The following is a 25168-nucleotide window of genomic DNA, read 5'->3' as shown; positions in this document are numbered from 1 at the left end:
AATCTTAACTGTGTTTCTTTACTTACAAATTACTTAGCGTTTTAAATTTACAAGCTCTTGAAGAATTTCATCAGAAGTTGTGATAATACGTGTATTGGCTTGGAAACCACGTTGCGCCACAATCATTTCTGTGAACTCTTCAGAAAGATCGACGTTAGACATTTCTACCGCTCCCGCAACAACTTGACCCATACCTGCTACAGTAGCTACTTGTGCATATGCTACACCTGAGTTTGTAGTTTGTTGATAGTAATTACCACCTACTTTAGCAAGACCACCAGCGTTCGGGAATTTAGCCATTACCAGCTGTCCAGCCCACTGTAGATCACCGTTTAAATCTTGATAAGTAATATTACCATCAGGTCCGATATTTACTTCTTTAGCTGTTGTCGGGATACGAATAGGTCCTACAGTACCATTAGCAGGTGTTAACACTCCTGCATCATCAAATAAATTAGCACCTTCATCACCAGATGCATTTGGTGCATCATCCGCTAAAATACCTTTATCATCCTTCTCGGTAACAATATCTTTACCCGCAGTGACCCCAACTAAATATTTCCCATCTGCATTTACTAAGTAGCCATTGTTGTCCATGTAGAAAATACCATTACGTGTGAATAACGTGTTATTGAATCCATCTTCATCAATAAATCCAGAAGTTTCGTCTGGAGCGCCATTCGCATTAGCCACCATAAAGAAACCATCGCCTTCAATAGCTAAATCTAGTCCACGTCCTGTACCCTGTAAGGATCCACCACCGTGGATAGTATCGATAGCAGCTAATTGTGAACCTAAACCTACTTGTTTTGGGTTGACACCTCCACGCGTCGCAGTAGATCCAGCTGCGCCTGCTGTTGTTTGAGACATTAAATCTTTAAAATTAACACGTCCTTTTTTAAAACCAACTGTATTAACGTTAGCAATATTATTACCAATAACGTCCAGTTTTGTTTGGAAGTTTTTAAGACCTGAAATACCTGAATACATAGAACGTAACATAATGTCGTTCTCCCTTCATTTATATTGTGTGCCTCTATCAATCAGCACACCTAGGCTTCCTTTCGAAGGTCCAGCCCTTATAGCACGATAGTGCCATCTATATTTGTAAATATTTGCTGCTTTGCTTCCGTGCGGTCCATCGCTGTAATGACAGTTGCGTTTTTAGCACTGACAATTAGAGCTGCTTGATCCATCAAGACTAATGGTTGTTTGACACCTTTTGAGTGTGCTTCAAATACCTTGTCCGATACAACCTGCCATTCTTGTTCAGAAATCGCTATCTTACGCTCTATAATACGTTCATGAGCATGCTTGCTCACTTTTAACTCTTGTTGATTGGTAGCTTCTTGCAAATGAGCTTTAAACGATTGCTGTGCGTTTATTGGCTTAGGTTGTGCCTGGCGAATAGATGGATGCAATGGTACACGATGAATTGAAAACTTATCCATCATTCTTCTCCACCTTTATTCGCTGATTACGGTAAATTCTTTATCTGTTAATTTTTTGTCATTGTCTAAAACATATTGAATGACGCCATCTTTATTCGTTACAGAAACGATACGTCCTTGTAGTTCTTGCTCGCCGTCCATATACGTAACTTTTTTACCAATTAGTTTGCTAGCTTGTACAAGTGGAGATTCTGATTCTGTTACTGCATTATCACTCGAACCGCCTAAAATAGCTGAAATATTACCAGGCGTTAATTCTTTACCATCTGCTAGTTCAAACACTGCATTACCATCTACAAACTTCACCGATTTAATTGTGCCTGTTCCTTCATTAATAACCGGTTTGCCTTTGTCATCTAGCTTATCCGTTACCTCATGCCATTTTACTTCCTTACCAACAAATGATGTATAATTCATAAGCTGTGTTTGCTGCTGTGAGGCAAGTAATGATTCCATCGCTTTTGTCATATTTTGCATTTGCTCTAGCGAAGAGAATTGGGCCATTTGAGAAATGAATTCTCGGTCGTCCATTGGATTTGTTGGATCTTGGTGTTGTAATTGCGTAATTAATAATTTTAGGAACGCATCCTTGCCAAGGTCACTATTACCCGTTTGCTTCGTTGGCTTCTTATAGTTGGAATAATAAAAGTCATCTGTTACATTTGTACTTACTGGTTTTGTATTAGACGTTGCATCTGCCATCTTTACACCTCCTCACTTATTAAAAAATCACTAAATGATTTACCTTCATCATCATCGTCGTTTTTTTGCTCTTGCTCTTCTTGCTGTTGTTGCTTAAAGAAATTATTGAAGAAGCTTTGGTCGCGTTGTTGGCGATCTGCGTCTTGCAATGATTGAGCAATATCGAGTCGATCAACTTGAATATTTTGCTGTACAAAGGCTTGCTTTAATTGATGTGCCTGACTATCAAGTAATTCACGTCCTTGAGCTGTTGAAGCGAGTAGTCTTGCTGTCAGGACACCGTCATTTTGCACAAGCTCGATACGTATTGTTCCTAGATTTTCTGGATACAATTTCAATGTTAAGCGCGTAATACCTTGTGCATTCGAGATTTGGGCTCTATTGATGATTGCTTGCATCTCTTTCAAAAATGCCTCAGACTGTGCTGGCTTTGCTGCTGGCAGTGTCACTTGGAACGTGTCTGCTTTTGTTTGGACTGTATTAGAAGTCACCATTTCATTAGCACTTGTATCTGTCTGCTTTGTAACCTGAACTTGTTGAACGACTTTTTGGAAGCCTTGCAACGGAAGTGTCACTGTTGTTTTAGTTGTTACTTGCTGTTCAGATAGAGTCGTTTCTACTTGTGTTTGAATCGTTGTCAAAAGACTTTTTATGTCAGTTAGCAAGTTTTCTTGTGATGCTGTTAAGTCCGTTTTTTGCCCAACTAATTGTGCTAACTTTAACACTTGAAGTAATGGCGCTGCTTCCTTTGGCGTCACTTTTCCTTCACCTTGTAAAGCTGTTACGATTTGCGTTTGAAGCATTGGTGCCTGAGCGTCTACTAGTGCTAAAAGCTCCCAAACATCTTTTGCTTCTTTATCTTCGCCTAGCAACTGTTGTACTAATTTTTGAAGCTGCTCGGCATCAATCCCCAATGCATCCATTAGGTTATTTAGATTTAACATTTCATCTATTGCAACAGCTTTGCCTTCATCACCAATTTGAAGCATTAACAAGCCATCGTCGTGTGGAATCCCCAGTAAGTCTAGTACGTCTTCTATAGATTCAGCATTTAAAACTGCTGTCAAATCAGAGGTATCTTTTGTATCTGCTGACTGTGTAGGCTGCTGTATTTGATTTGAAGAAGAAATAATCTGTCCAAAAACAGACCCAAACTTGTTCGACGGTCCATTAGCTTTAATATTGGAATCGCCTGATGTTGTAGGTTTTGTAGCCGCTGCTTTAGTTGGCATAGGCTTAGACATCATTTGCATCATTGCTACATCCATTTTTTCACCTCCCTTCAGATTTTCTTATTGTTTAGCCATCATTTCTGTATATTTCGCTGCATTTTGTGGATCCATTTTTTCTAAAATCGCGGCTAATTTATCTGGTTTTAAGTTTGTTAAAATACGAAGTGCTTCAGTATCGCTCATTTTAATAAGAACTGGCGCTGCTGCTTTAGGGGACATCTTATCAAATGTTTTTAAAATATCAGTAAAGTCACGCTTTACGTCACTTTGCTCCCTATTTAATTTCTCCATTTCAAATTTTAACTGTTCATTTTCTGTCGTTAACTTTTCTTTTTCAGTTGTTGCCGTATCCATCTTTTTTTGAAGCTGTACGATTTCTGCTTCTTTTTCTTGTATTTCGGCCTGTAACTTTACAACTTTTGAATCATTATTAACTACAGCATCTTTTGCTTGTTGTTCTTCTGAAGGAACGAATGGTAAGCTTTGAACTGCCTTCTTCCCTAAATCAAAGACATTCGTATTCATAAGGGTTGCAACAACAAGTAGAACTGCCGCTACGAACATGATAGGTATTACAAACCACGTAAAAAACTTTCGCAAGCCTCCTGATTTACGTTTAGGCGGTTGTTCTACTAATTCTGCTTTAAGTCGATTGTCTGTTTTCGCCATGAAATCACCTGATTTCTCTCTTGTTATACGTCAGCGATGAAATCTCATCTAAAAAAATGCCTTCGATACGATCCTGTTCCTGCTGAAACACTTTAAAATCTTTCTCTCGCATTTTTTCAAATTTACGTACTTCCAAGTTTTTTTCTAATAATTTTTCTTCGTGCCAATTCATTTTTGCACGAGCTTGAACAACTTTTTGCTGTACATCAACAATTGTTTTTTCGAGGCTATCAATAAACCGTGCATAGTGATGAACTTCTTCTATTGATGAACCTACAGCTAAACGCTCCTGCTGAAACTCTATTAAATCTTCTTTCTTTTTTAACAAGTCATATAGCTTAGTTGCAATTTCTTCAAAAGAACGTACAGATTCTTTATAGGCAATTTCTGTTTCATTTTTTTCTTGCTCTCGAATGGTTAACACTTTTTCAAAACGATATATATAGCTTACCACCCTATTTTCCACCACCGATCGATAATGAAATTAACTCATTCTTGCTTTCCTCTAAGGTCACCTTATCTAAATAGCCCTGCTTTAAATAAGCGGTAATGAGCGGTTCATAGTAAATGGCTTCATCAATCTCTTTTGATGTTCCTGTCTTATAGGCACCGATATTAATTAAATCCTCTGACTTGTCATATGTATAATAGAGCTCCCTTAATCGTTCTGCAGCCTTTTTGTGCTCTGGCTCTGCCACATGATTCATCAAACGGCTGACACTTTTTAATACATTAATAGCTGGATATTGACCTTTATTAGCAAGGTTTCGATCAAGGACTATATGACCATCTAAAATCCCTCGCACCGTATCTGCTATCGGCTCATTCATATCATCACCATCTACTAACACTGTATAAAAGGCAGTAATAGAACCTTTCTCATTCGTACCTGTACGTTCTAATAGTTTAGGTAGAATGGCAAATACAGATGGTGTATATCCTTTTTGAGCTGGTGGTTCACCTGTCGCAAGACCGATTTCACGCTGCGCCATAGCAACACGAGTCACAGAGTCCATCATCAACATGACATTTAAGCCGCGATTTCTAAAATATTCGGCAATCGCTGTTGCGGTAAAGGCCCCTTTAATTCGCATTAGTGCAGGCTGGTCAGAGGTAGCAGCTACTACTATAGATCGACTTAAACCCTCTGGTCCTAAATCACGCTCTATAAACTCACGAACCTCACGACCACGTTCCCCAATTAGCGCAATTACATTTAAATCTGCTTGGGTATTTCGCGCAATCATACCGAGCAATGTACTTTTCCCGACCCCAGAGCCAGCGAAAATACCAACACGTTGTCCATTACCCACTGTTAGCATGCCATCAATTGCTTTAACACCTACTTCAAGTCTTTCATTAATAGGTGGGCGCGTTAGCGGATTGGGTGGATCCTGCTCTGTCGGAACTGTCATTAATCCTTTCGGTAATACAGTTCCATCTATTGGATTCCCCATAGAATCAAGTACCTTACCGATTAGCTCAGGGCCCACTTTTACCTCAAGTGGTGCCCCTGTACCTTCGACTAGGCAGCCTATTGATATTTCCCGAAGAGAAGTAAAAGGCATTAAGACGACAATTTCATCTTTGAAGCCTACAACCTCTGCTAAGATGATTTGATGGCCGTTTTTAGAAGTTTCCACATGAATTTTACAAACATCACCAATGGAACTATCTGGACCTTGTGACTCAATCATCAAGCCGACAACTCTAGTTACTCTACCAAATTTTTTAAAGGTTGGTATTTGAGGAATTTGTTCGATTAATTGAGCCGTTTTCATCTAGATCATTCCTTACTTTCTAATATTTCATGTAGCTTTAATCTTAGTTCATTCAATTGCTCATCAATACTTACAACAATACGGCCATGATTTGTTTCAATATAACAATCTGTTTCATTTTCTAACTCCTCATTTACAAAAATCATAAATGGTACGTCAGTTGGGAACATTTCAGCTAGTTCATCCCGATTAGCAGTTATTAAAGCATAGTAGGTTGGCGAAACGTAAATTTTTATTTCCTTCATTTCTCTCGCTTCTTTAAGTCCTCTGTGAACGATTGAAACAAACAATTCGTTGTCTCGCTCTAAAGATGCATCAATAATTCGCTCTGCTGCAGTTAAGCCTAGCTCTAAAATAATCGATTCTTGATCTTCAATATATTTCCGAGCATTTTCCCTCGCATGAATGATTGTTTCATTGGCCGTTTGGAGAGATTGTGCCATCGCTTCAGAAGCTTTGTTTATCCCGTCCTCATAGCCTTGACCGAATCCTTCATCATAAGCTTCTTGCACTCGATTAGGTCGTTCTTCTTCCCAACCTTGCTTTAAATGTTCAATTTCCTGAAAAAACATTTGCTTTTCTTGTTCAAAAGCTTCACGTTCAGCCTGTAAAGTAGCTCTAGCCTCTGCAAATAAACGTTCGCGCTCTTCTAGCACTTCTTCCATAGTCATTTGTTTTTGAGGTGAATTTTCTCCTTCTTCTACCTCTTGCATTTCAAACATGTCACGAATTTGAATTTTTTTGACATGATCGCCATTGGACTGTGTGTATACAGAACGGATGATTCTAGACAATGACGTCATCTCCTCCACCACGTGCAATAATAATCTCACCAGCATCCTCTAAGCGACGAATGACAGCAACAATTCGAGATTGCGCTTCCTCTACATCACGTAAACGTACAGGTCCCATAATTTCCATTTCTTCCTTAAATGTCTCAGCCATGCGTTGTGACATATTGCGGAAAATAATATCTTTTACTTCTTCACTTGAAACTTTCATTGAAAGCAGTAAGTCTTCATTTTCACAATCACGAATAACACGTTGAATCGAACGGTTGTCAAGTGTAACAATATCCTCGAATACAAACATACGTTTTTTGATTTCTTCAGCAAGCTCTGGATCTTGAATTTCGAGTGCATCGAGAATCGTTTTTTCCGTTTGTCGGTCTACACCATTTAACACTTCAACAACTGCGTCAACGCCACCTGTTTCCGTGTGATCCTGTGTAACAGTTGATGATAGTTTACGCTCTAAAACCGATTCAATTTCACTAATAACTTCTGGTGAAGTGGATTCCATTACAGCAATACGTTTAGCAATATCAGCTTGTACTTCCTGTGGTAATGAAGATAAAATAACACCCGCTTGCCCTGCCTCTAAATAAGATAGAATAAGGGCAATTGTTTGTGGATGTTCATTTTGAATAAAGTTAAAAATTTGTGCTGGATCAGCTCTACGCGCAAAGTCAAATGGACGCACTTGTAAAGAAGATGTTAGACGATTAATAATTGTTTGCGCCTGTTCTACACCAAGTGCTTTTTCCAATACTGTCTTCGCGTAACCAATACCACCCTGTGTAATATAATCTTGAGCAAGTGCAATATTGTGGAATTCTTCAATAATTTCCTCTTTAACATTTGCTTCTACTTTTTTAACACTTGAAATCTCTAAAGTTAAACGTTCAATTTCTTCTTCTGTTAAATGTTTATAGACAGAGGCTGAAACCTCAGGCCCTAATGAAATTAACAAGAGAGCGGCCTTTTGTTTTCCGGTTAATTCCTTATCTTTCTTGGACACAGCCTAACCTCCTAGTTAGTCTTCCGCAATCCAACTACGCAGTAACTTCGCAAAATCGTCTGGCTTATCTTTTGCCATTTTTTCAAGCTGCTTACGACGCATTGTAGCTTCCGTTTCAATTTCTTCATTAATATCTTCAATCATTAATTCTTCTTGTTCATCTAGGATACTAAGTTCTTCTTCTTCCTGCGCACGTTTACGTGAACGGATAATGAAGAATGCAAGCAATAATATTACTGCTAGTAATATGCCACCGATTACCCAAACCCACCATGGAATAACAGATTTTTCACTAGCTGTCTCTGTTGCTTTACCATTCAAAGGTTGCACTGAAACAGCTACTTTTTCATCGATTTGCTGTTGTGTAAGTTCAGCTGCTACATCTTTAGAAATCGTCGTACGAACAATAGTACTTAAAATTTTCTGGATATCCTCTTGAACCCCATTTGGTAACGTTCCCGCGTCAGTTCCTGTCGGTGGTTCAACAATTACTTGGATCCCCATATCTTGAATTTTATATGGTGCCTCTTGGATATCTTTACGTATACGATTTACTTCACTATTAATTGTTTCTTCAGTACGTTCGGATTCTCCATTACCATTTACACCTTCGTTATAAGTTGTGAAGTTATCTGTCGTCGTTTCAGCTTCAGGTGTACCAGTAGCTGCAGCCCCTCCAGAATATTGCTCTGTAATACGTTGAGCACTAATTTCTATTCCTGCCATATTCTCTTCGTCAACTGGCGTAACTAGTTTTTCTTCACGATTTTCTTTTTTGAAATCAATGTCTGTTGTCACAGAAACTACTACTTTGTCTTGTCCCATAAGCGTACCTAGCATATTTTGAACTTGACGCTGTAGGTCACGCTCAACTAATTTCTTCGCTTGTAACTGACCTTCTGCTGTCGTTGTTGAAGTTCCATCAGTAGTCGCAGCATTCAGATCAAAGTAATCAGAAAATTGGTTAGAAATAACAATATTATCCGTTTTTAAATTTGGAACACTTTTTGCTATTAAATTGTACATAGTGGCAATTTGTTGCTCTGTAAATTTATAGCCAGGGTCTGTATTTAAAACAATAGATGCTGTCGCTTCCTCTTTAACATCCTTTAAGAAAACTCCTTCTTCTGGAATGTTAATCATTACCTTTGCATCTTTTACACCATCTAGATTTTTAATGAGCTTTGCAACTTCTGTTTCAGTTGCCGCTTTTTTCAAGAGGTTAAACTCATTATCTGTCATACCAAATCCAGAGCTATTTGCAAAAGAGTAATCAATCGACCCTGTTTGCGGATATCCTTCCGATGCCAACGACACTAACAATGAGTCTACTTGGTCTTCAGGTACTGAAATCGATGTCCCTCCCGGTTCAATTTCATACTTTACACCTTTAGCGTCTAGCGCTTCTTTCACTTGTCCGATTTCTCTTGTCGATAAATCTTTATAAAGTGGTACATATGTAGTTTTTGTAGCAAAAATTGTAATAACTATAGCAAGTGCTACAACCCCTACTAAAGAACCGATCATTACAACTTTTTGTTTTTTACTACGACTTGTCCAAAATTGGCTGGTGTCGTTTTTTATTTTCGTCAATCGTTCATTCATTATGATCCTCCGGTTATAGTGAATAACCTATCCATCTAATAATTCGCGAAAACAGTGGTATCCCATAACATTCAATCAATATCATCACCATAACGGATTGATTTCCGTTTCGATTAGTCTTTTTCCTAGGAGCGTCCGATGAGCCACTTTTGGCAATCAGGGTTTGGTCACGAAGGCATTATCACAAGACTTGATGCTTTTAAACTTCATCACTTCTGTCTCCAGGGTATTATTTGTAACGTAATCCTTAAGGAGTCGTCAATCCTCTACATCATTCATTCATTTAAATAAGTATAAATTATGGGATATATTCTTTACTTCAATAGTGATTGTAATCACTTGTTCAAATAAAGTTAGACACTCATTCGCATTATTTCTTGGTAAGCTTCAATCACCTTATTGCGAACTTCAATTGTTGCATTTAATGTAATGCTCGCTTTTTGTGATGCAATCATCACTTCGTGCAACTCTACATCTCCTCCATTAATTAACTTTTGAGTAAGATTGTCAGAAGTAATTTGTTGATCATTTACTTTCGATATGGCTTCTTTTAACGAGTTCGCAAAGCTCTGTTGTGCTTCATAAGGTGTCGTTTTAAGTTTATTTGTTTCATTTACAACCTGCGTAGGTGTCATTTGTGAAACGGACGAAATTGTCATTATGTATCTTCCTTTCTTCTTATTTATCTTCCAATCTCTAAAGCCTTTGTCAGCATGGATTTATTTGCATTCAATACAGTTACGTTTGCTTCGTAGGAACGAGTGGCTGACATTAAATCTACCATTTCTTTTAATGGATCTACATTTGGCATATTTACATAGCCATCTGCATTTGCATCGGGGTGAGTTGGATCATACACAAGTTTGAAAGGTGTTTCTGTATCCTCTTTTATTTGTGTAACTTTTACGCCGTTACCAACGCCGCTTTTTGCGTTTTTACCAAGTGCTACATTAAAGAACTTTGAAAACTGTCCCTCTTGCGCTGTAAATGTCACAGACTTCCGACGGTATGGCTCCCACTCCCCATTCACTTGTTTAGCTCGCGTTGTATCCATGCCAGCCATATTTGAAGAAATGACATCCATTCGTAAACGCTGTGCTGTTAAAGCTGAGGCAGTGGTATTCATTCCATGAAAAATAGACATCTATTACCTACCTCCTTTAATAACAGTATTTAATGTGTTTAACTTACCGTTCATACGTTCAATTAATGCGTTGTAATAAATTTGATTTTCCGCTAGTTTCGCCTGTTCAGCATCCATATCTACGGCATTACCGTTATTCCGATAACGTAAGCCATTAATATTATTCACACCAGGTGTTGATTGTCGAATCTCGAAATCATAATGTCTACTATCAGTACGATATGCCGACAGGGACATTTGTTGTTCTTTCTCCAACATATCTTTAAAACTTACACTTTTCGCCTTATAGTTCGGCGTATCGACATTCGCAATGTTATTAGCGATTGTTTTATGATTCAAAGTTGCATAAGAAAGTCCGTTTTCCAGGCTACTAATAGTTCCTCCAAACAAATCCAAAACATTCACCTCATTTATGTATTTCTTTTTTTATCCAATAACACAATTGTAATTAAGATGATACCTAGTGTCTATTGTCTTTTGTCCCTTTTTGATAGTAAATCAGACCTATTTTTATTCACAAACAACCAGGACAATACTTCTGCACCCCTTGCTACCACAGGCTTCATGGGACACAAGACGTATCTAGTTAATTTACACTACTTGGATAGTGTTTACGGTTTTAGGATTGATTTTTTTCCTTTTTCTTACAAAACATCAGTAGACACAATGTCTAAATTAGAGTTCCTTTTTACTATTCAAGCCCGAGCTACCGAGATTGCTAAAAATTCAGAATAGTTATTCTAGACTGTCTTATAAGTAACAATTGGAGCATCTATTTTTTTCATTTATGCAAATAGTAATGCGCACTCAAAAAATCTAATTTAGGGAGAAAGCAATGATAATTGCATCTATAAAGGTCGAAAACTTACCTATAAGAAATGAGAAAAAGAATTAAAACATAGATTATTTCTCCCCCCTATTTAGTACTATATCACAGTTCGACTTAATTAGAGCATTGTAAATCGGCTGAAAATTTCGTCGAATCCTTGTCGAATTACGAAAAGTTTAAAAAGGCATCCAGAACATAATTATTCCTGATGCCTTCATGATACTAATAAGTTTTAGATGTCATATTATATCTTTTTGCAAAGCGAGGGGATGCTTTCCGTTCCGGCCGAGCGCTTACCAAGGGGCGTCCGAAGAGCCGCTTTTTTATCTGCGCAAAAGAGGAAGCATAGCGACAAGTTCAGGTGTTTGGGCCCCACTGAAAAGTAACTTAAATCCGCATTTAACTCACCATCTATGGAGGTAGGAGACTTCTGTAACTGCCATTTCACTTACGTTACAAAAGACATTTGATGAAAGAAGTTAAAAGGCATCTAGAAAATTCATTCCAGATGCCTGACACCGTTCCGAAAGAACGTTTTATTATTTCATTTTAATTTCAGCTAATGCGTTTAAGAATTTACCGTTTAGTACTTTAATGTAAGTACCTTTCATACCTAGAGAGCGAGATTCGATTACACCTGCAGATTCTAGTTTACGTAATGCGTTTACGATTACTGAACGTGTAATGCCAACTCGGTCTGCAATTTTTGAAGCAACAAGTAAGCCTTCATGGCCGTCAAGCTCTTCAAAGATATGTTCAATGGCTTCTAACTCACTGTATGAAAGAGAATTAATTGCCATTTGTACAACAGCTTTGCTACGAGCTTCCTCTTCAATTTCCTCAGATTTTTCACGTAAAATTTCCATACCAACTACTGTTGCACCATACTCAGCTAAAATTAAATCATCATCCTCAAATTGTGAAGATAAACGAGCAAGAATTAATGTACCTAGACGCTCACCACCACCAACAATTGGAACAATCGTTGTTAATGCATTTTGGAATAGCTCTTTGTTTTCAACAGGGAAAGCAGTATGTTCGTCATTAATATCTAAGTTTGAAGATGTTCCAGAAATTGTAAACAAGCTATGTGTATACGCTTCTGGGAATTGACGCTCTTCGAACATCTTTTTCATACGTTCGTTTTCAATTTGTTGATGAATTGAAATGCCTAATAGCTTCCCTTTACGGCTTACAATATAAACATTACTGTCTATAATATCTCCTAAAGTATCTGCCATTTCTTTAAAGTTTACTGGCTTACCAGCAGATGCTTGAAGCATCGAGTTAATTTTACGCGTTTTTTCTAATAAATTCATTATATGTTCCTCCTATAAATAATCCGAAGAGTATTTACTTAATATTCTAAAGTTTTTTACAACTGAATGAAACTATTCAGCCTTATATTACAATATAAACTGTGACAAATCTTTGTTTTTTACAATACCCGCAAGTTTTTGATCTACGTACGCAGCATTAATCGGAATATTTGCAGGCGCAATTTCTGCAGCTTCAAACGATAATTCTTCCAATAAACGCTCTAAAATCGTGTGTAAACGTCGAGCTCCAATATTATCGGTCGCTTGATTGACCTCGGTTGCAATTTCTGCAATTCGTTCAATCGCGTCGTCCGTAAAGTTTATTTCCACACCTTCTGTTTCTAATAATGCCTTGTATTGCAAAATAAGTGATTGGTCAGGCTCTTTCAAAATACGTACAAAATCTTGTTTCGTTAATTTTTCAAGCTCTACTCGAATCGGGAATCGGCCTTGCAACTCAGGAATTAAATCTGATGGTTTTGACATATGAAATGCTCCAGCAGCAATGAACAGCATAAAGTCTGTTTTTACAGCACCGTACTTCGTCGTTACAGTAGAACCTTCAACGATTGGCAGAATATCACGTTGCACACCCTCACGTGATACATTCGCAGAGGAGTTACTATCCTTACTAGCGATTTTATCAATCTCATCAATAAAAATAATACCTGACTGTTCAGCTCTCGAAATAGCTTCTTGGGCAACTTCATCTGCATCTATGAGCTTATTCGCTTCCTCTATTGTTAAAATACGGCGCGCGTCTTTCACTTGTACACGGCGTTTCTTTTGCTTTTTAGGCATCAAATTAGATAACATATCCTGCATGCCACTGTTAGCTGACATATCCATGCCCGTTCCTTGTAACGCATCGAAAATAGAAGGATTTTGTTCCGTTACTTCAACTGTAACCCATTCATTTTCTAATTTACCATTACGTAAATCGATAGCGATTTGCGCACGTTTGGAGCGTACTTCAGTTTCTTCAGAGGAATCGTCATTGGCTTGCGGTTCTTTCCCACCAAATAACATTTCAAATGGGTTTTGCATAGACTGTTTTTTCCGTAAGGAAGGAACCAATAGCTTAACGATGGCTTCGTTTGCCAATTCTTCTGCTTGGTCCTTTACAGACTCCATCATTTCTTCTTTTACAAGACGATGAGAAGCTTCTACTACATCACGTACCATTGACTCTACGTCACGTCCAACGTACCCTACTTCGGTAAACTTTGTTGCTTCTACCTTCACAAAAGGTGCATTCGTTAGCTTTGCAATTCTTCGTGCAATTTCTGTTTTTCCGACACCTGTAGGTCCAATCATCAAAATATTTTTTGGAATTACCTCAGCCTTCATCTCATCACTTAACAATGAGCGACGATATCGATTACGTAACGCAATAGCTACCGCTCGCTTCGCTTCATTTTGTCCAACGATATAACGATCCAAATGCCCAGTAATTTGTCTTGGCGTTAAATTATTTTTTGTCATTAGTTAAGCGCCTCCACGATAATATTATGATTCGTAAACACACAGATTTCAGCAGCGGTTTCTAATGCCGCTTCAGCAATTTCGCGAGCAGACATTGTATCACCCGCATATTTTTTCAAAGCACGACCTGCTGATAATGCATAATTACCCCCAGAGCCAATTGCCAAAACTCCATCATCCGGTTCAATTACTTCTCCAGTACCTGAAACAAGAAGGAGCGTACTTTTATCCATTACAAGTAGCATCGCCTCTAATTGACGTAGCATTTTATCACCGCGCCATTGCTTAGCTACTTCAACTGCTGCACGTTGTAAGTTGCCATTGTATTCATTTAACTTTCCTTCAAACATTTCAAAAAGTGTAAATGCATCGGCAACCGATCCGGCAAATCCGGCAAGTACCTGCCCATTAAACAGACGTCTGACCTTCCTTGCTGTACCCTTCATCACAACCGCATTCCCTAGGGTTACTTGACCATCACCTGCCATTGCGCAAGCTCCATTATGATGAACCGCAAATATCGTTGTCGCATGAATTTGTCCCATTTGCCTTCCTCCTTAGCTTATTATGCCCTTGGATGAGCATTCATATATGTTTGACGAAGATGCTCTTTTGTTACATGTGTGTAAACTTGTGTAGAAGTTAAATGAGCGTGACCTAATAACTCCTGCACCGTACGTAAATCTGCGCCATTATTCAATAAATGCGTGGCAAAAGTATGGCGAAGCATATGTGGATATATTTTCGTATGGAGCGAGGCCTTGTCAATCATTTCAGTTAAAATATGACGTACACCTCGAGGAGTAAGTTCCCCACCGCGCATGTTGACAAACAATTGCTGATGACTTGTGTTTTTCATCAATCGAGGACGAGCTTGTTCTATGTAATCCAGCATAGCTAAACTCGCAAATTGCCCGAATGGAATGATACGTTCTTTTCGCCCTTTTCCCATTACCCTAATAATTGAATAATGGAAATCAATATCTTTTACTTGAATAGAGGTAAGCTCACTTACACGAATACCTGTCGCATATAACAGCTCTAATATAGCCGTATTTCTTAATGATTTCAAATCATCGCCAACATTCGCATCAAATAGCTGCTTCAACTCTTCTTCATAGAAAAAACTAGGTAAGCGTGATTCTTTTTTGGGATGATAAAGTGATCGAAATGCCCCATCATCTAATCCGTACTGTCTATTTAGGAAGCGATAGAAGGAGCGTATTGAGGAGATTTTCCTTGATACCGATGATCTTGCTCTCTTTTCATCGTACAACTTCGTCACATAAAGACGTGCATGTATATACTCAACACTAGCTAAATCATTTACGCCCTCCGCCTGCAAAAACGCTAAAAAATCTAGTAGATCTGATTCATACTCCCGCACTGTATGAACAGAGAAGTTTTTTTCAATTTGAATATAAAGCATAAACTGCTCAAGTGCATCTTGGGACGAAACTAACATTAAAAGATTCACCACCAACGAATTATTATAAACCTTCTGTATATTACGGCTCATTACCATAACGTGGGATTGGTTTTTTGTTCGGGCTAGTCGCTTTCCCGGGGGCGTCCAGTCTGAACGGAAAACCAATATTTATACATAGCATACGTTTCAACGTCATCCCTAACGTTTGGTGATGAACCCAAATACTTACACCTTGCTATTAAAAATGTACAATTTCGTGTATCTCTTTAGTTTGTCATGTTGGGTATCGTTAATGTAGAAAACATACATATTGACACTATACCTATCTTCATCATATAGCAAGTGGAAATGTTTATATTTTGAGAAAATCTCCATACAAAATAATAAAATACGTGTAAATTAGCATTTTATCTACAAAAAAGAAAAAGCCTCTAAGAGTATATCAACTTTTAGAGGCTTTTTGCAATCAAATTGTTTGTGAATTCACAAAATTACGAATTGTACTTATTGCACGTGTAGCATGCATCTCTGCACGCTCTGGTTTTGAACGACGTCCTGGTGGTAGTTCAGGGAAAATTCCAAAGTTAACGTTCATTGGCTGGAAGTTTTTCGATTGTGCTTCTGTTATATAACGCGCCATACTTCCTAACGCCGTTTCAAATGGGAAGATAAGTTGTTCTTGTCCTAATGCTAAACGAGCCGCATTAATACCAGCAATTAAACCACTACCAGCAGATTCAACATATCCTTCGACACCTGTCATTTGACCAGCGAAGAAAATATTTTTTCGCTCGCGAAGCTGATAAGTTTTCTCTAGAACCTTTGGTGAATTAATGAACGTATTTCTATGCATAACTCCATAACGAACGATTTCAACATTCTCTAATCCCGGAATTAATTGCAGTACTTCTTTCTGTGGTCCCCATTTTAAATGAGTTTGGAAGCCAACGATATTGTAAAGAGTTCCTGCTGCATCATCTTGACGTAATTGAACAACAGCATAAGGTCGTTTCCCTGTTTTTGGATCTTCTAGACCTACTGGCTTCATCGGTCCAAATAACATTGTTTTCTCCCCACGAGCAGCCATTACTTCGATAGGCATACAGCCTTCAAAGTAAATTTCCTTTTCAAATTCTTTTAATGGCACAACCTCTGCTTCGATTAACGCTTGACGGAAACGATCAAATTCTTCCTTTGTCATAGGACAGTTTAAATAAGCTGCTTCCCCTTTATCGTAACGAGATTTTAAATAAACCTTTTCCATATCGATGCTGTCTTTTTCAATAATTGGTGCTGCTGCATCATAGAAATATAAATAATCTAAACCTGTTAAGCCCTGAATTTTTTCAGCTAAATCTTTCGATGTTAGTGGTCCTGTGGCAATCACAGTAATGCCTTCTGGAATTTCAGTGACTTCTTCATGAATTACTTCGACAAGAGGATGATTTTTCACAGAGTCTGTCACATAGCCCGCAAACTCATGACGATCCACTGCTAATGCACCGCCTGCCGGTACTGAACATGCATCTGCTGCCTTCAAAATAACAGAATCTAAAATACGCATTTCTTCTTTAATCACACCTACGGCATTTGTTAATCCATTTGCACGTAATGAGTTTGAACAAACAAGCTCTGCAAATTTATCAGTATGGTGAGCTGGAGTTTGCTTTACCGGACGCATTTCATAAAGTTTAACTTTCACACCACGTTGAGCAATTTGCCAAGCTGCCTCACTGCCCGCAAGACCTGCGCCTATTACATTTACTACTTGTTCAGTCATGTTCTTACCATCTTTCTATCATTGAGTAGGTGTCTCTTCATAGTCACATTTCGTACACTGAATTTGTACACCTTTTTTAATTTTTTTCTCTACTAATAATGCACTACATTTAGGGCATGGTCTACTAATTGGCTTGTCCCAAGAAACAAATTCACACTCAGGGTACTGATTGCAACCATAGAATAAACGCTTTGTTTTACTCTTTCGTTCTACAATTTCGCCAGTTTCACAGGAAGGACATTTTACACCAATAGGTTTCATAATAGCTTTTGTATTGCGGCAATCTGGGAAGTTTGAACAAGCCATAAATTTCCCATATCGTCCAAGCTTAAAGACCATTGGAGATCCACAAAGCTCACAATCCTCGCCAGCGGGTTCATCTTTTATAACAACCTTTTCCATAGCCTCATCTGCATACTTTACATGGACCTCAAAATCCTTATAAAACTCACGGACAATTTCTTTCCACTGACGACTACCTTCTTCAATATCATCCAAATCTTGCTCCATTTGTGCTGTGAATTCGATATTTATTTCATCAGGGAAAAACTCTAGTACGAGTTGATGCACGATTTCTCCCAGCTCAGTCGGCATAAATCGTTTTGCATCTAATACGACATAGCCACGGCGCTGTATTGTATCGAGGGTCGGTGCATATGTGGACGGGCGCCCTATACCTAACTCTTCCATTGTCTTTACAAGACGCGCCTCTGAATAGCGTGGTGGTGGCTGTGTAAAATGTTGCTTTGGCTCAATTTCAAGAGATTTTACTTGATCGCCAACTTCCATTTCAGGTAGAAGCTTTGTTGTTTCTTCAGTTTGATCATCTGTACCCTCAATATATAACTTCATAAAGCCAGCAAATTTAACTTGTGAGCCGTTTGCACGGAATAAAACATCCTCATTTTGTAAATCAACAGCAACTGTATCAAGTACAGCCGGCGCCATCTGACTAGCGATAAAGCGCTCCCAAATTAAACGATATAAGCGCAATTGGTCGCGACTAAGCACTGCTTTTAATTCATCTGGAGTTCGTATCGTACTAGTTGGACGAATGGCCTCATGGGCATCTTGTGCATTGGATGCTTTTTTAGCCTGCTTCGACTCCGTGGAGATGAATTCTTTACCGTACTTGGATTCAATGTAGGCAATTACTTCAGTTTTTGCTGTGTCCGAAATACGTGTAGAATCGGTACGCATATAAGTAATTAAACCGACTGTCCCCTCTTTTTTACCAATATCAATACCTTCATATAATTGTTGGGCAAGCATCATCGTTTTCTTAGCACGGAAATTTAACTTACGTGCGGCCTCTTGCTGTAAAGAAGACGTTGTAAAAGCAGGTGCTGCATTTCGTTTACGTTCTTTTTTAGATACATTGACAACTTCAAAACTTGTACCTTTAACATTTTTTAAAACAGATTTTACTTGTTCTTCATTTGTTAATTTAATTTTTTCTTTGCCATCACCATAATAAAGCGCATCGAACGTTTTCTTACCTTTTTCAAAAGAACCTTCAATTGTCCAATATTCTTCCGGTTGGAAGTTTTTAATTTCATTTTCACGATCAATAATCATGCGTAGTGCTACAGATTGTACTCGTCCTGCTGATAATCCCTTTTTAACCTTTTTCCAAAGAATCGGACTAATGTTATAACCAACAAGTCTATCCAAAATACGGCGTGTTTGCTGTGCATCTACTAAATCCATATTAATAGGACGTGGATTTTTAAAGGATTCTACAATCGCATCCTTTGTAATTTCATTAAAAACAACACGACAATCTGAATTAATATCAATATTTAACGCAGTCGCAAGGTGCCAAGCAATCGCTTCTCCCTCGCGGTCTGGATCGGCCGCTAGGAAAACTTTCTTCACTTTTTTAGCTGCAGACTTTAAGTCCTGTAAAACAGGACCTTTACCACGAATAGTAATATATTTAGGTTCAAAATCATTTTCAGGACCAACACCCATTTGGCTACGTGGTAGATCACGAACATGCCCGATTGACGCTTTCACTTTATACTTTTTCCCTAAATATCGTTCAATTGTTTTTGCTTTTGCTGGTGATTCTACAATCACTAAATAATCCGCCATCTATGTCTCCCCCTTAGAGAGGTCTATTGCTATTTTTTAAGTTACCTGTTGCAAAATGTATAACAGATTTTAAGATAATGCAACTTTTTTTCAATTTTTGTTAGAAAAGAGAGTAAGTGTTTCAACGATTTCGTGACCATTGCACACCGGAATAGCTCCTTCTAATAGTAGTTTATTTGTGCCTTTTGATTGCTCCGCATTAATTGGACCCGGTACAACAAATACATCTTTTCCTTGCTCTAAAGCATATTCTGTTGTAATAAGTGTGCCACTTCTTAATGCTGCTTCGGTTACAACTAAAGCTTTGGACAATCCACTAATTATTCGGTTCCGCATTGGAAAATGCCATTTTTCAGGCTTCATATATGGGGGATACTCTGTGACAAGTAACTGATGCTCCGCCATATGCTCAGCGAGCGACTGGTTTTCCTTAGGGTATATAAAATTAAACCCATGTCCAAGCACTGCAATTGTGGAACCGCCAACTTTTATGGTTGTCTCATGAGCGATCGTATCTGCCCCTCTTGCAAGCCCACTTACGACAGCATATTCGTGTTCAACAAGAGGCGGGACAATTAGGTCCAACGCAACCTTTGTATAAGTTGTAGCCTTTCTAGAGCCTATAATGGCTACTTGTTTTTCTTTCGTTAATAAAGAGTACCGACCTTTCACATACAATACAGTAGGTGGACTGGATATTTCAAATAATTGCGCCGGGTATAAAGGATGATGAAAAGGGATAGGGAAAATATTAGCCCGTTCATAAGCTTCCCGAAACGAAAATGTCATAATTTGTCGAAAACTCTTGGATATTTCCAACGCTCTTTGGGATGATATTTGCAATGCTTTGGCAATCTCGTTGGGGGGCACTTCTTCAAAATAACTTAGTATATCCACCGGGGACAATAATTGCTGAAGTTTTTGAAGTGGCAATGGGTATATATAATGTAAAGCTAGTAATCTCTGTGTATCAACTGATAAAATCATTTAAAAACCTCCTTTTAATAGAAGAAATTAAATGACCGCATCTTTAATGACATAGCTTTTTTAGACAGTAAGTAGGGAGTTAGCTATTTCATCTCTTAAAGCCGTGTCTAAATAAAGAAAAAGATGTAGCCACAACGTGCTACATCTTCCATTTTAATGGGTTTTACACTTTTCGTATAGCCCTTTTTCTTTGATTACTTTAATAAGTGTGTCACCAATGACAGATGGCGTTTCTGCTACTTCAATACCAGCAGCATTCATTGCTTTAATTTTCTCTGCTGCTGTTCCTTTACCACCTGAAATAATAGCACCAGCGTGACCCATACGTTTTCCTGGAGGCGCTGTTTGGCCACCGATAAAGCCAACGACAGGCTTCGTCATATTCGCTTTAATCCACTCAGCCGCCTCTTCTTCAGCTGTACCCCCAATTTCCCCGATCATTACAACTGCATATGTTTCCGTATCGTTGTTAAACGCTTCCAAAACATCGATAAAGTTCGTACCATTGACAGGGTCTCCACCGATACCTACAGCTGTAGTTTGGCCAATACCAGCTTGTGTCAATTGGTGTACAGCTTCGTATGTTAACGTACCAGAGCGAGAAACAACTCCTACATGCCCTTTCGTATGGATATAACCTGGCATAATACCAATCTTACATTCATCTGCCGTAATAACACCTGGACAGTTTGGACCAACTAGACGTGTCTTTTTACCTTCCATATAACGTTTAACCTTAACCATATCAAGGACAGGAATATGTTCAGTAATACAGATTGTTAATTCTAATTCAGCATCAACTGCCTCTAAAATAGCATCCGCCGCGAATGGAGCAGGTACATAAATAACTGAAGTTGTTGCGCCTGTTGCAGCTACAGCTTCCACTACAGTGTTAAATACAGGCACTCCTTCGATTTCCAGACCACCTTTACCTGGTGTTACACCAGCTACAATTTTAGTACCATAATCAAGCATTTGCTTCGTATGGAAAAGCGCTGTTTCGCCCGTAATCCCTTGTACAATTACCTTCGTATCTTTATCAATAAATACAGCCATTGTTCTCCCTGCCTTCCTTAGCCTACTAGTCCCACAATTTTTTGTGCACCGTCAGCCATTGAATCCGCTGCAACGATGTTTAAACCAGATGCATTTAATATTTCTTTTCCAAGTTCCACATTTGTACCTTCTAAACGTACAACTAATGGCACAGCTAAGCCAATTTCTTTGGCAGCTGTCACAACACCCTCGGCAATAATGTCACATTTCATAATTCCGCCAAAAATGTTTACGAAAATACCTTTTACATGTGGATCAGAAAGAATAATTTTGAAAGCTTCTGTTACTTTTTCTGCCGTTGCACCGCCACCTACATCTAAAAAGTTAGCAGGGCTTCCGCCATAATAGCTAATTGTGTCCATTGTAGCCATTGCAAGACCAGCTCCATTAACCATACAGCCAATGTTGCCATCTAGAGAAATATAACTAAGATCATATTTTGATGCTTCGATTTCCTTTGGATCTTCTTCATCAAAATCGCGTAATTCGACAATATCTTTATGACGATACAACGCATTTGCATCAAAATTAAATTTAGCATCTAATGCCAAAACTTCTCCTTGTCCAGTTATAACAAGTGGATTAATTTCTACAATAGAAGCATCTTTGTCGATAAATGCTTGATACAAACCTAACATTAATTTAACAGCTTTCCCTACTAGGTTAGCTGGAATATTCATATTAAACGCCATGCGACGTGCCTGGAAACCTGTTAATCCAACAACTGGATCCACAACTTCTTTGAAGATTTTTTCTGGATTTGATTCCGCTACTTCTTCAATATCCATGCCACCCTCTTCAGACCCCATCATTGTTACACGGGATGTTGCGCGGTCTAATACTAGACTTAAATAATATTCTTTTTGAATATCAGAACCCTCTTCAATATATAAGCGTTTTACTTCTTTTCCCTCTGGACCTGTTTGATGAGTTACTAAAATTTTACCTAGTAATTCTTTTGCGTATGCACGCACCTCGTCAAGGTTTTTAGCGATTTTTACGCCTCCCGCCTTACCGCGTCCACCTGCATGAATTTGCGCCTTGACTACTGTCACATTAGAGCCAAGTTCTTTCGCTACTTTCACTGCTTCATCAGGGGAAAAAGCTACTTTTCCGTTTGGTACAGCTACACCATATTTTCTAAGAATCTCTTTCCCTTGATATTCATGGATATTCATAATACATCCTCCCATCAAACATTTGCATAAAATTGTTTTACTAACATAATCTATTCTAACGAAAGATTCTGATAAAGTCTATACCTTGTCTCTTATTCATTTTTTATCTTTTAATATGATGCTTTTTACTGTTTTGTGTACTAAAACAGAGTTTTATGAAAATCAGAATTCTCTATTTTTTCTATTTTTTCGGCATATTGTTGGTCTAATCGATAAATAAATGCAAAAACCTCAGCAACAGCTTCAAACAATTCTTCCGGGATTGACTCATTTAAATCTAATTGTCCAAGTAAATGAACAAGGTTAGGATCCTCATAAATTGGGATTTCGTGCTCATTCGCGCGTGCTAATATATTTTCCGCTATTTTCCCTTTTCCTTTTGCTACTACTGTTGGACTATCAAAACTTCCTAACTTATACGTGAGAGCGATAGCCTCTTTTCGAGTAAATTTTTCTTCACTCATACGCGAAAATCCACCCCATTATGTTCCTCCTGCTGTTCTACTACAGGTGTTTTTGCAGGTTGGGCTTTTTCAAATTGCTTAATAAAAACGCCTGAAAGTTGATATTCTTTTTCTGCTAGGCCAATTTTCAACGCTGCTTTTAGCGGTTCTGCAAGCGGAATAATATCATCATTTCCATTAAATACTGTCACAGAAACTACACGATTTTGAACCTGCATATCAATAACGGTTTCTTTCATAGATTCCATTTGTAAATAAAATAGTATACGCGCATAATTGGCATCAATTTTACCGTCTTCCTTCATGCGCCCATTCCACTGCAATGTTGCATCCATTTTCCTACCAAAGAATTCTAATGGTACTTGCATAATAAGCTGATGCTGATGACCATTCTCCCCTGACGCTAGCTGCATGCCGTTCATGCGTGCCATTAACATTTCTGCTGCTTCCTTCAGCTGCGGAGAAATATGTGTTTCCTGCAATAATGTATGTAGCTGCGGTTTTAATTGATGTGCAATCTGCTGTAAATCTGCTGACTTATTACTAAGTGTCGCTTCATAGCTAACTCCTAGATTTTTTAATACTGTTTTAAGTGCATGTTCCATTGCTTTACTGTCCATAGAATTTTGTACATGGGCATCTGCTTGCGTCACGATTTGCTGAATCATTGCTTGCGGGGATTCAACACTATTTTTCATAAGACTTCGCATGAATGCTTCATTTTGTAGCGGAGTAGTAGCTTCATGCTTTAAAAGCGATAATAAATGGTCCTTTACTGAAAGAGCATTGGCGTCTTGTGTAAATAAACGCTCCGAAGAATTTTCTGCAAACGCTTTTATAAATTGTTCTTGCATCTGTTTTGCGAAAATCTCTAGCGTATGTTTAGTTGCTGGTAGCTGATTAAATCGATCGATAAGTTGATTGAATGACTGCTTTTGTTCGTTGGTTAGCAAGCTTTGATTTGCTGTCCAAGATTTAAGCTGGTCAACTAGATGATTTATATTGTCAGATTTTGTCGTTAAAATTAATTGAATAACTTCTCCAGCCTGTTGAAACTGATTTGACTGGATAGACTTTACATTGCTAAAGCTTGACCAGTTTTGCAAGGTTGTCTGCTGAGGAAGTATCCCTGCCTCTTTTAAAATAGTCATGGCTTGAATCTTTTCACTCATAGAAGCAGCATTATTCGATAATATTTGTATGGATTTGGCAAGTACTAAACTACCTGTTTCTACTTCAAAAGGCTTTGCAATAGCCTTTACCTGTTGGATTAGATTTTGCTTAAGGTTTTCTGGTAAAGCTATTTCTTTCGTTAAAAGCTGTGTAAAGTTTTCCATTACGGAAACCATGCCAGTAGTTTTTTGTCCACTTATAAGAGCATGAAAAACATCATTTGTCATCGGCATTTTAAGCTCCACCATTTTTTGAATAGCTTGTAGGGCATCCATCTTAGTAACACCCTCCGGTAATGCCTTTAACCACATTTCTGCCTGCATTAGCTGCTCTTTTGAAATCGGTAGCTGCGCTTTCATAAAATGAGCTAGAAGTTGCTGCATCTCAGCTGTTTTGGGTAAATTCATTGAGTCAAGTAACTGATTAATTTGTTGACTTTGAGAAGCCGTTTGTCCCATAGGGCCCGTAACAACTTTTAGTTCTGTTTGTGGGCTTGTACCAGTTACTTGGAAGAAGTGGGCATCCCCTGCTTTTAGCGGCACTTCGAGTTTAGCAATAAACTTCTGATGGCCAACCTGTATTTCTGCCATTTGATCTGGATATAATTGTTTGATTGTTCCTTGAAATACTTGCCCTTGTTTTAAAGTAAGTGGCTGATTATTTGGGGTTAAAGCAGTTTGTTGCATTTGAATCGGATTAAAAGATGTGGCTGTCATATACATACTCCTTTCATCAACTACTCCTTGTAATTGGCGTCCTTTTTTAACGCGGGGAGATTTTTGCTCCGACTGGGCGCTTTCCTAGAGGGCTGAGTGCCTAGTCGGAGCTCTAATCAACTTATTCACATGATATACGTTTTTACAAATGTCATTTCTAACTGCTTGAATGTGCCTTTTATTTTTTGCTTGCTATTATGTGTTAAAAATGACATCCGCCAGAACATTAACTTATTTCAGCGGATGTTTGTACAATAAACATTTGTAGCTG

At 38.3% G+C, this 25168-nt stretch carries 24 protein-coding genes; all 24 read right to left on the bottom strand.

What is annotated here, in order from left to right; translation table 11 throughout:
- Window positions 1-33 precede the first annotated feature (33 nt).
- The 24 genes from ACIQZA_RS01330 to ACIQZA_RS01215 all read right to left on the bottom strand — a co-directional run bounded on the left by ACIQZA_RS01330 (window position 34) and on the right by ACIQZA_RS01215 (window position 24897).
- The gene (locus ACIQZA_RS01330; RefSeq protein ID WP_400934288.1) at window positions 34-1002 is read right to left on the bottom strand and encodes a flagellar hook-basal body complex protein; all 969 of its coding nucleotides are present in this window, start codon (window positions 1000-1002) and stop codon (window positions 34-36) included.
- A gap of 77 nt (window positions 1003-1079) precedes the next feature.
- Complete coding sequence (locus ACIQZA_RS01325; protein WP_400934520.1) at window positions 1080-1451, bottom strand: TIGR02530 family flagellar biosynthesis protein; 372 nt, start codon at window positions 1449-1451, stop codon at window positions 1080-1082.
- 15 nt (window positions 1452-1466) lie between these two features.
- Window positions 1467-2153, bottom strand: coding sequence for a flagellar hook assembly protein FlgD (gene flgD, locus ACIQZA_RS01320; RefSeq protein WP_402880086.1), 687 nt, complete (start codon window positions 2151-2153; stop codon window positions 1467-1469).
- Between the two features lie 2 nt (window positions 2154-2155).
- Entirely contained in the window at window positions 2156-3421 is a 1266-nt protein-coding gene (locus ACIQZA_RS01315) for a flagellar hook-length control protein FliK (RefSeq protein ID WP_402880087.1), read from the bottom strand.
- A gap of 24 nt (window positions 3422-3445) precedes the next feature.
- The gene (locus ACIQZA_RS01310; RefSeq protein ID WP_132357438.1) at window positions 3446-4054 is read right to left on the bottom strand and encodes a MotE family protein; all 609 of its coding nucleotides are present in this window, start codon (window positions 4052-4054) and stop codon (window positions 3446-3448) included.
- A 4-nt stretch (window positions 4055-4058) separates the two neighbouring features.
- Complete coding sequence (fliJ, locus tag ACIQZA_RS01305; RefSeq protein ID WP_400934283.1) at window positions 4059-4508, bottom strand: flagellar export protein FliJ; 450 nt, start codon at window positions 4506-4508, stop codon at window positions 4059-4061.
- A 1-nt stretch (window position 4509) separates the two neighbouring features.
- The gene (fliI, locus tag ACIQZA_RS01300; RefSeq protein WP_132357440.1) at window positions 4510-5835 is read right to left on the bottom strand and encodes a flagellar protein export ATPase FliI; all 1326 of its coding nucleotides are present in this window, start codon (window positions 5833-5835) and stop codon (window positions 4510-4512) included.
- Between the two features lie 5 nt (window positions 5836-5840).
- The gene (gene fliH, locus ACIQZA_RS01295; protein ID WP_400934280.1) at window positions 5841-6629 is read right to left on the bottom strand and encodes a flagellar assembly protein FliH; all 789 of its coding nucleotides are present in this window, start codon (window positions 6627-6629) and stop codon (window positions 5841-5843) included.
- A complete protein-coding gene (gene fliG, locus ACIQZA_RS01290) occupies window positions 6622-7635 on the bottom strand; it encodes a flagellar motor switch protein FliG (protein ID WP_400934278.1) in 1014 nt (337 codons plus the stop codon). The genes fliH and fliG overlap by 8 nt, the downstream gene beginning before the upstream one ends.
- Window positions 7636-7650: 15 nt before the next feature.
- Entirely contained in the window at window positions 7651-9240 is a 1590-nt protein-coding gene (fliF, locus tag ACIQZA_RS01285; RefSeq protein WP_400934277.1) for a flagellar basal-body MS-ring/collar protein FliF, read from the bottom strand.
- A 353-nt stretch (window positions 9241-9593) separates the two neighbouring features.
- Entirely contained in the window at window positions 9594-9899 is a 306-nt protein-coding gene (fliE, locus tag ACIQZA_RS01280; RefSeq protein WP_132357443.1) for a flagellar hook-basal body complex protein FliE, read from the bottom strand.
- A gap of 23 nt (window positions 9900-9922) precedes the next feature.
- A complete protein-coding gene (gene flgC, locus ACIQZA_RS01275) occupies window positions 9923-10384 on the bottom strand; it encodes a flagellar basal body rod protein FlgC (protein WP_142507473.1) in 462 nt (153 codons plus the stop codon).
- A 3-nt stretch (window positions 10385-10387) separates the two neighbouring features.
- Window positions 10388-10780 carry a flagellar basal body rod protein FlgB gene (flgB, locus tag ACIQZA_RS01270; protein WP_142507474.1) on the bottom strand — a complete coding sequence of 131 codons (393 nt, stop codon included), beginning with the start codon at window positions 10778-10780 and terminating at the stop codon, window positions 10388-10390.
- Between the two features lie 972 nt (window positions 10781-11752).
- On the bottom strand, window positions 11753-12532 hold the full coding sequence (gene codY, locus ACIQZA_RS01265; protein WP_370075233.1) for a GTP-sensing pleiotropic transcriptional regulator CodY: 780 nt from the start codon (window positions 12530-12532) through the stop codon (window positions 11753-11755).
- Between the two features lie 87 nt (window positions 12533-12619).
- Window positions 12620-14017: an ATP-dependent protease ATPase subunit HslU gene (gene hslU, locus ACIQZA_RS01260; RefSeq protein WP_400934275.1), complete on the bottom strand. Its 1398-nt coding sequence runs from the start codon at window positions 14015-14017 to the stop codon at window positions 12620-12622.
- Complete coding sequence (hslV, locus tag ACIQZA_RS01255; RefSeq protein WP_132357448.1) at window positions 14017-14562, bottom strand: ATP-dependent protease subunit HslV; 546 nt, start codon at window positions 14560-14562, stop codon at window positions 14017-14019. Before hslV ends, hslU begins: the two co-directional genes overlap by 1 nt.
- A gap of 20 nt (window positions 14563-14582) precedes the next feature.
- Complete coding sequence (gene xerC / locus ACIQZA_RS01250) at window positions 14583-15482, bottom strand: tyrosine recombinase XerC (protein WP_400934274.1); 900 nt, start codon at window positions 15480-15482, stop codon at window positions 14583-14585.
- A 430-nt stretch (window positions 15483-15912) separates the two neighbouring features.
- A complete protein-coding gene (gene trmFO, locus ACIQZA_RS01245) occupies window positions 15913-17226 on the bottom strand; it encodes an FADH(2)-oxidizing methylenetetrahydrofolate--tRNA-(uracil(54)-C(5))-methyltransferase TrmFO (protein ID WP_142507478.1) in 1314 nt (437 codons plus the stop codon).
- 18 nt (window positions 17227-17244) lie between these two features.
- Window positions 17245-19323 carry a type I DNA topoisomerase gene (gene topA, locus ACIQZA_RS01240; RefSeq protein WP_400934273.1) on the bottom strand — a complete coding sequence of 693 codons (2079 nt, stop codon included), beginning with the start codon at window positions 19321-19323 and terminating at the stop codon, window positions 17245-17247.
- 90 nt (window positions 19324-19413) lie between these two features.
- The gene (gene dprA / locus ACIQZA_RS01235) at window positions 19414-20310 is read right to left on the bottom strand and encodes a DNA-processing protein DprA (RefSeq protein WP_402880089.1); all 897 of its coding nucleotides are present in this window, start codon (window positions 20308-20310) and stop codon (window positions 19414-19416) included.
- 153 nt (window positions 20311-20463) lie between these two features.
- Window positions 20464-21366 carry a succinate--CoA ligase subunit alpha gene (gene sucD, locus ACIQZA_RS01230; RefSeq protein ID WP_142507481.1) on the bottom strand — a complete coding sequence of 301 codons (903 nt, stop codon included), beginning with the start codon at window positions 21364-21366 and terminating at the stop codon, window positions 20464-20466.
- A 17-nt stretch (window positions 21367-21383) separates the two neighbouring features.
- Entirely contained in the window at window positions 21384-22544 is a 1161-nt protein-coding gene (sucC, locus tag ACIQZA_RS01225) for an ADP-forming succinate--CoA ligase subunit beta (protein WP_400934268.1), read from the bottom strand.
- 140 nt (window positions 22545-22684) lie between these two features.
- The gene (locus ACIQZA_RS01220) at window positions 22685-23008 is read right to left on the bottom strand and encodes an EscU/YscU/HrcU family type III secretion system export apparatus switch protein (RefSeq protein WP_142507483.1); all 324 of its coding nucleotides are present in this window, start codon (window positions 23006-23008) and stop codon (window positions 22685-22687) included.
- On the bottom strand, window positions 23005-24897 hold the full coding sequence (locus tag ACIQZA_RS01215) for a hypothetical protein (protein ID WP_402880090.1): 1893 nt from the start codon (window positions 24895-24897) through the stop codon (window positions 23005-23007). Before ACIQZA_RS01215 ends, ACIQZA_RS01220 begins: the two co-directional genes overlap by 4 nt.
- Window positions 24898-25168: the final 271 nt, after the last annotated feature.

It is taken from the genome of Lysinibacillus sp. NPDC096382 (assembly GCF_044762845.1).
Classification (GTDB): domain Bacteria; phylum Bacillota; class Bacilli; order Bacillales_A; family Planococcaceae; genus Lysinibacillus.
Note: the sequence above shows the minus strand (reverse complement) of the source record. Positions and strands in the feature narration are given on the sequence as shown.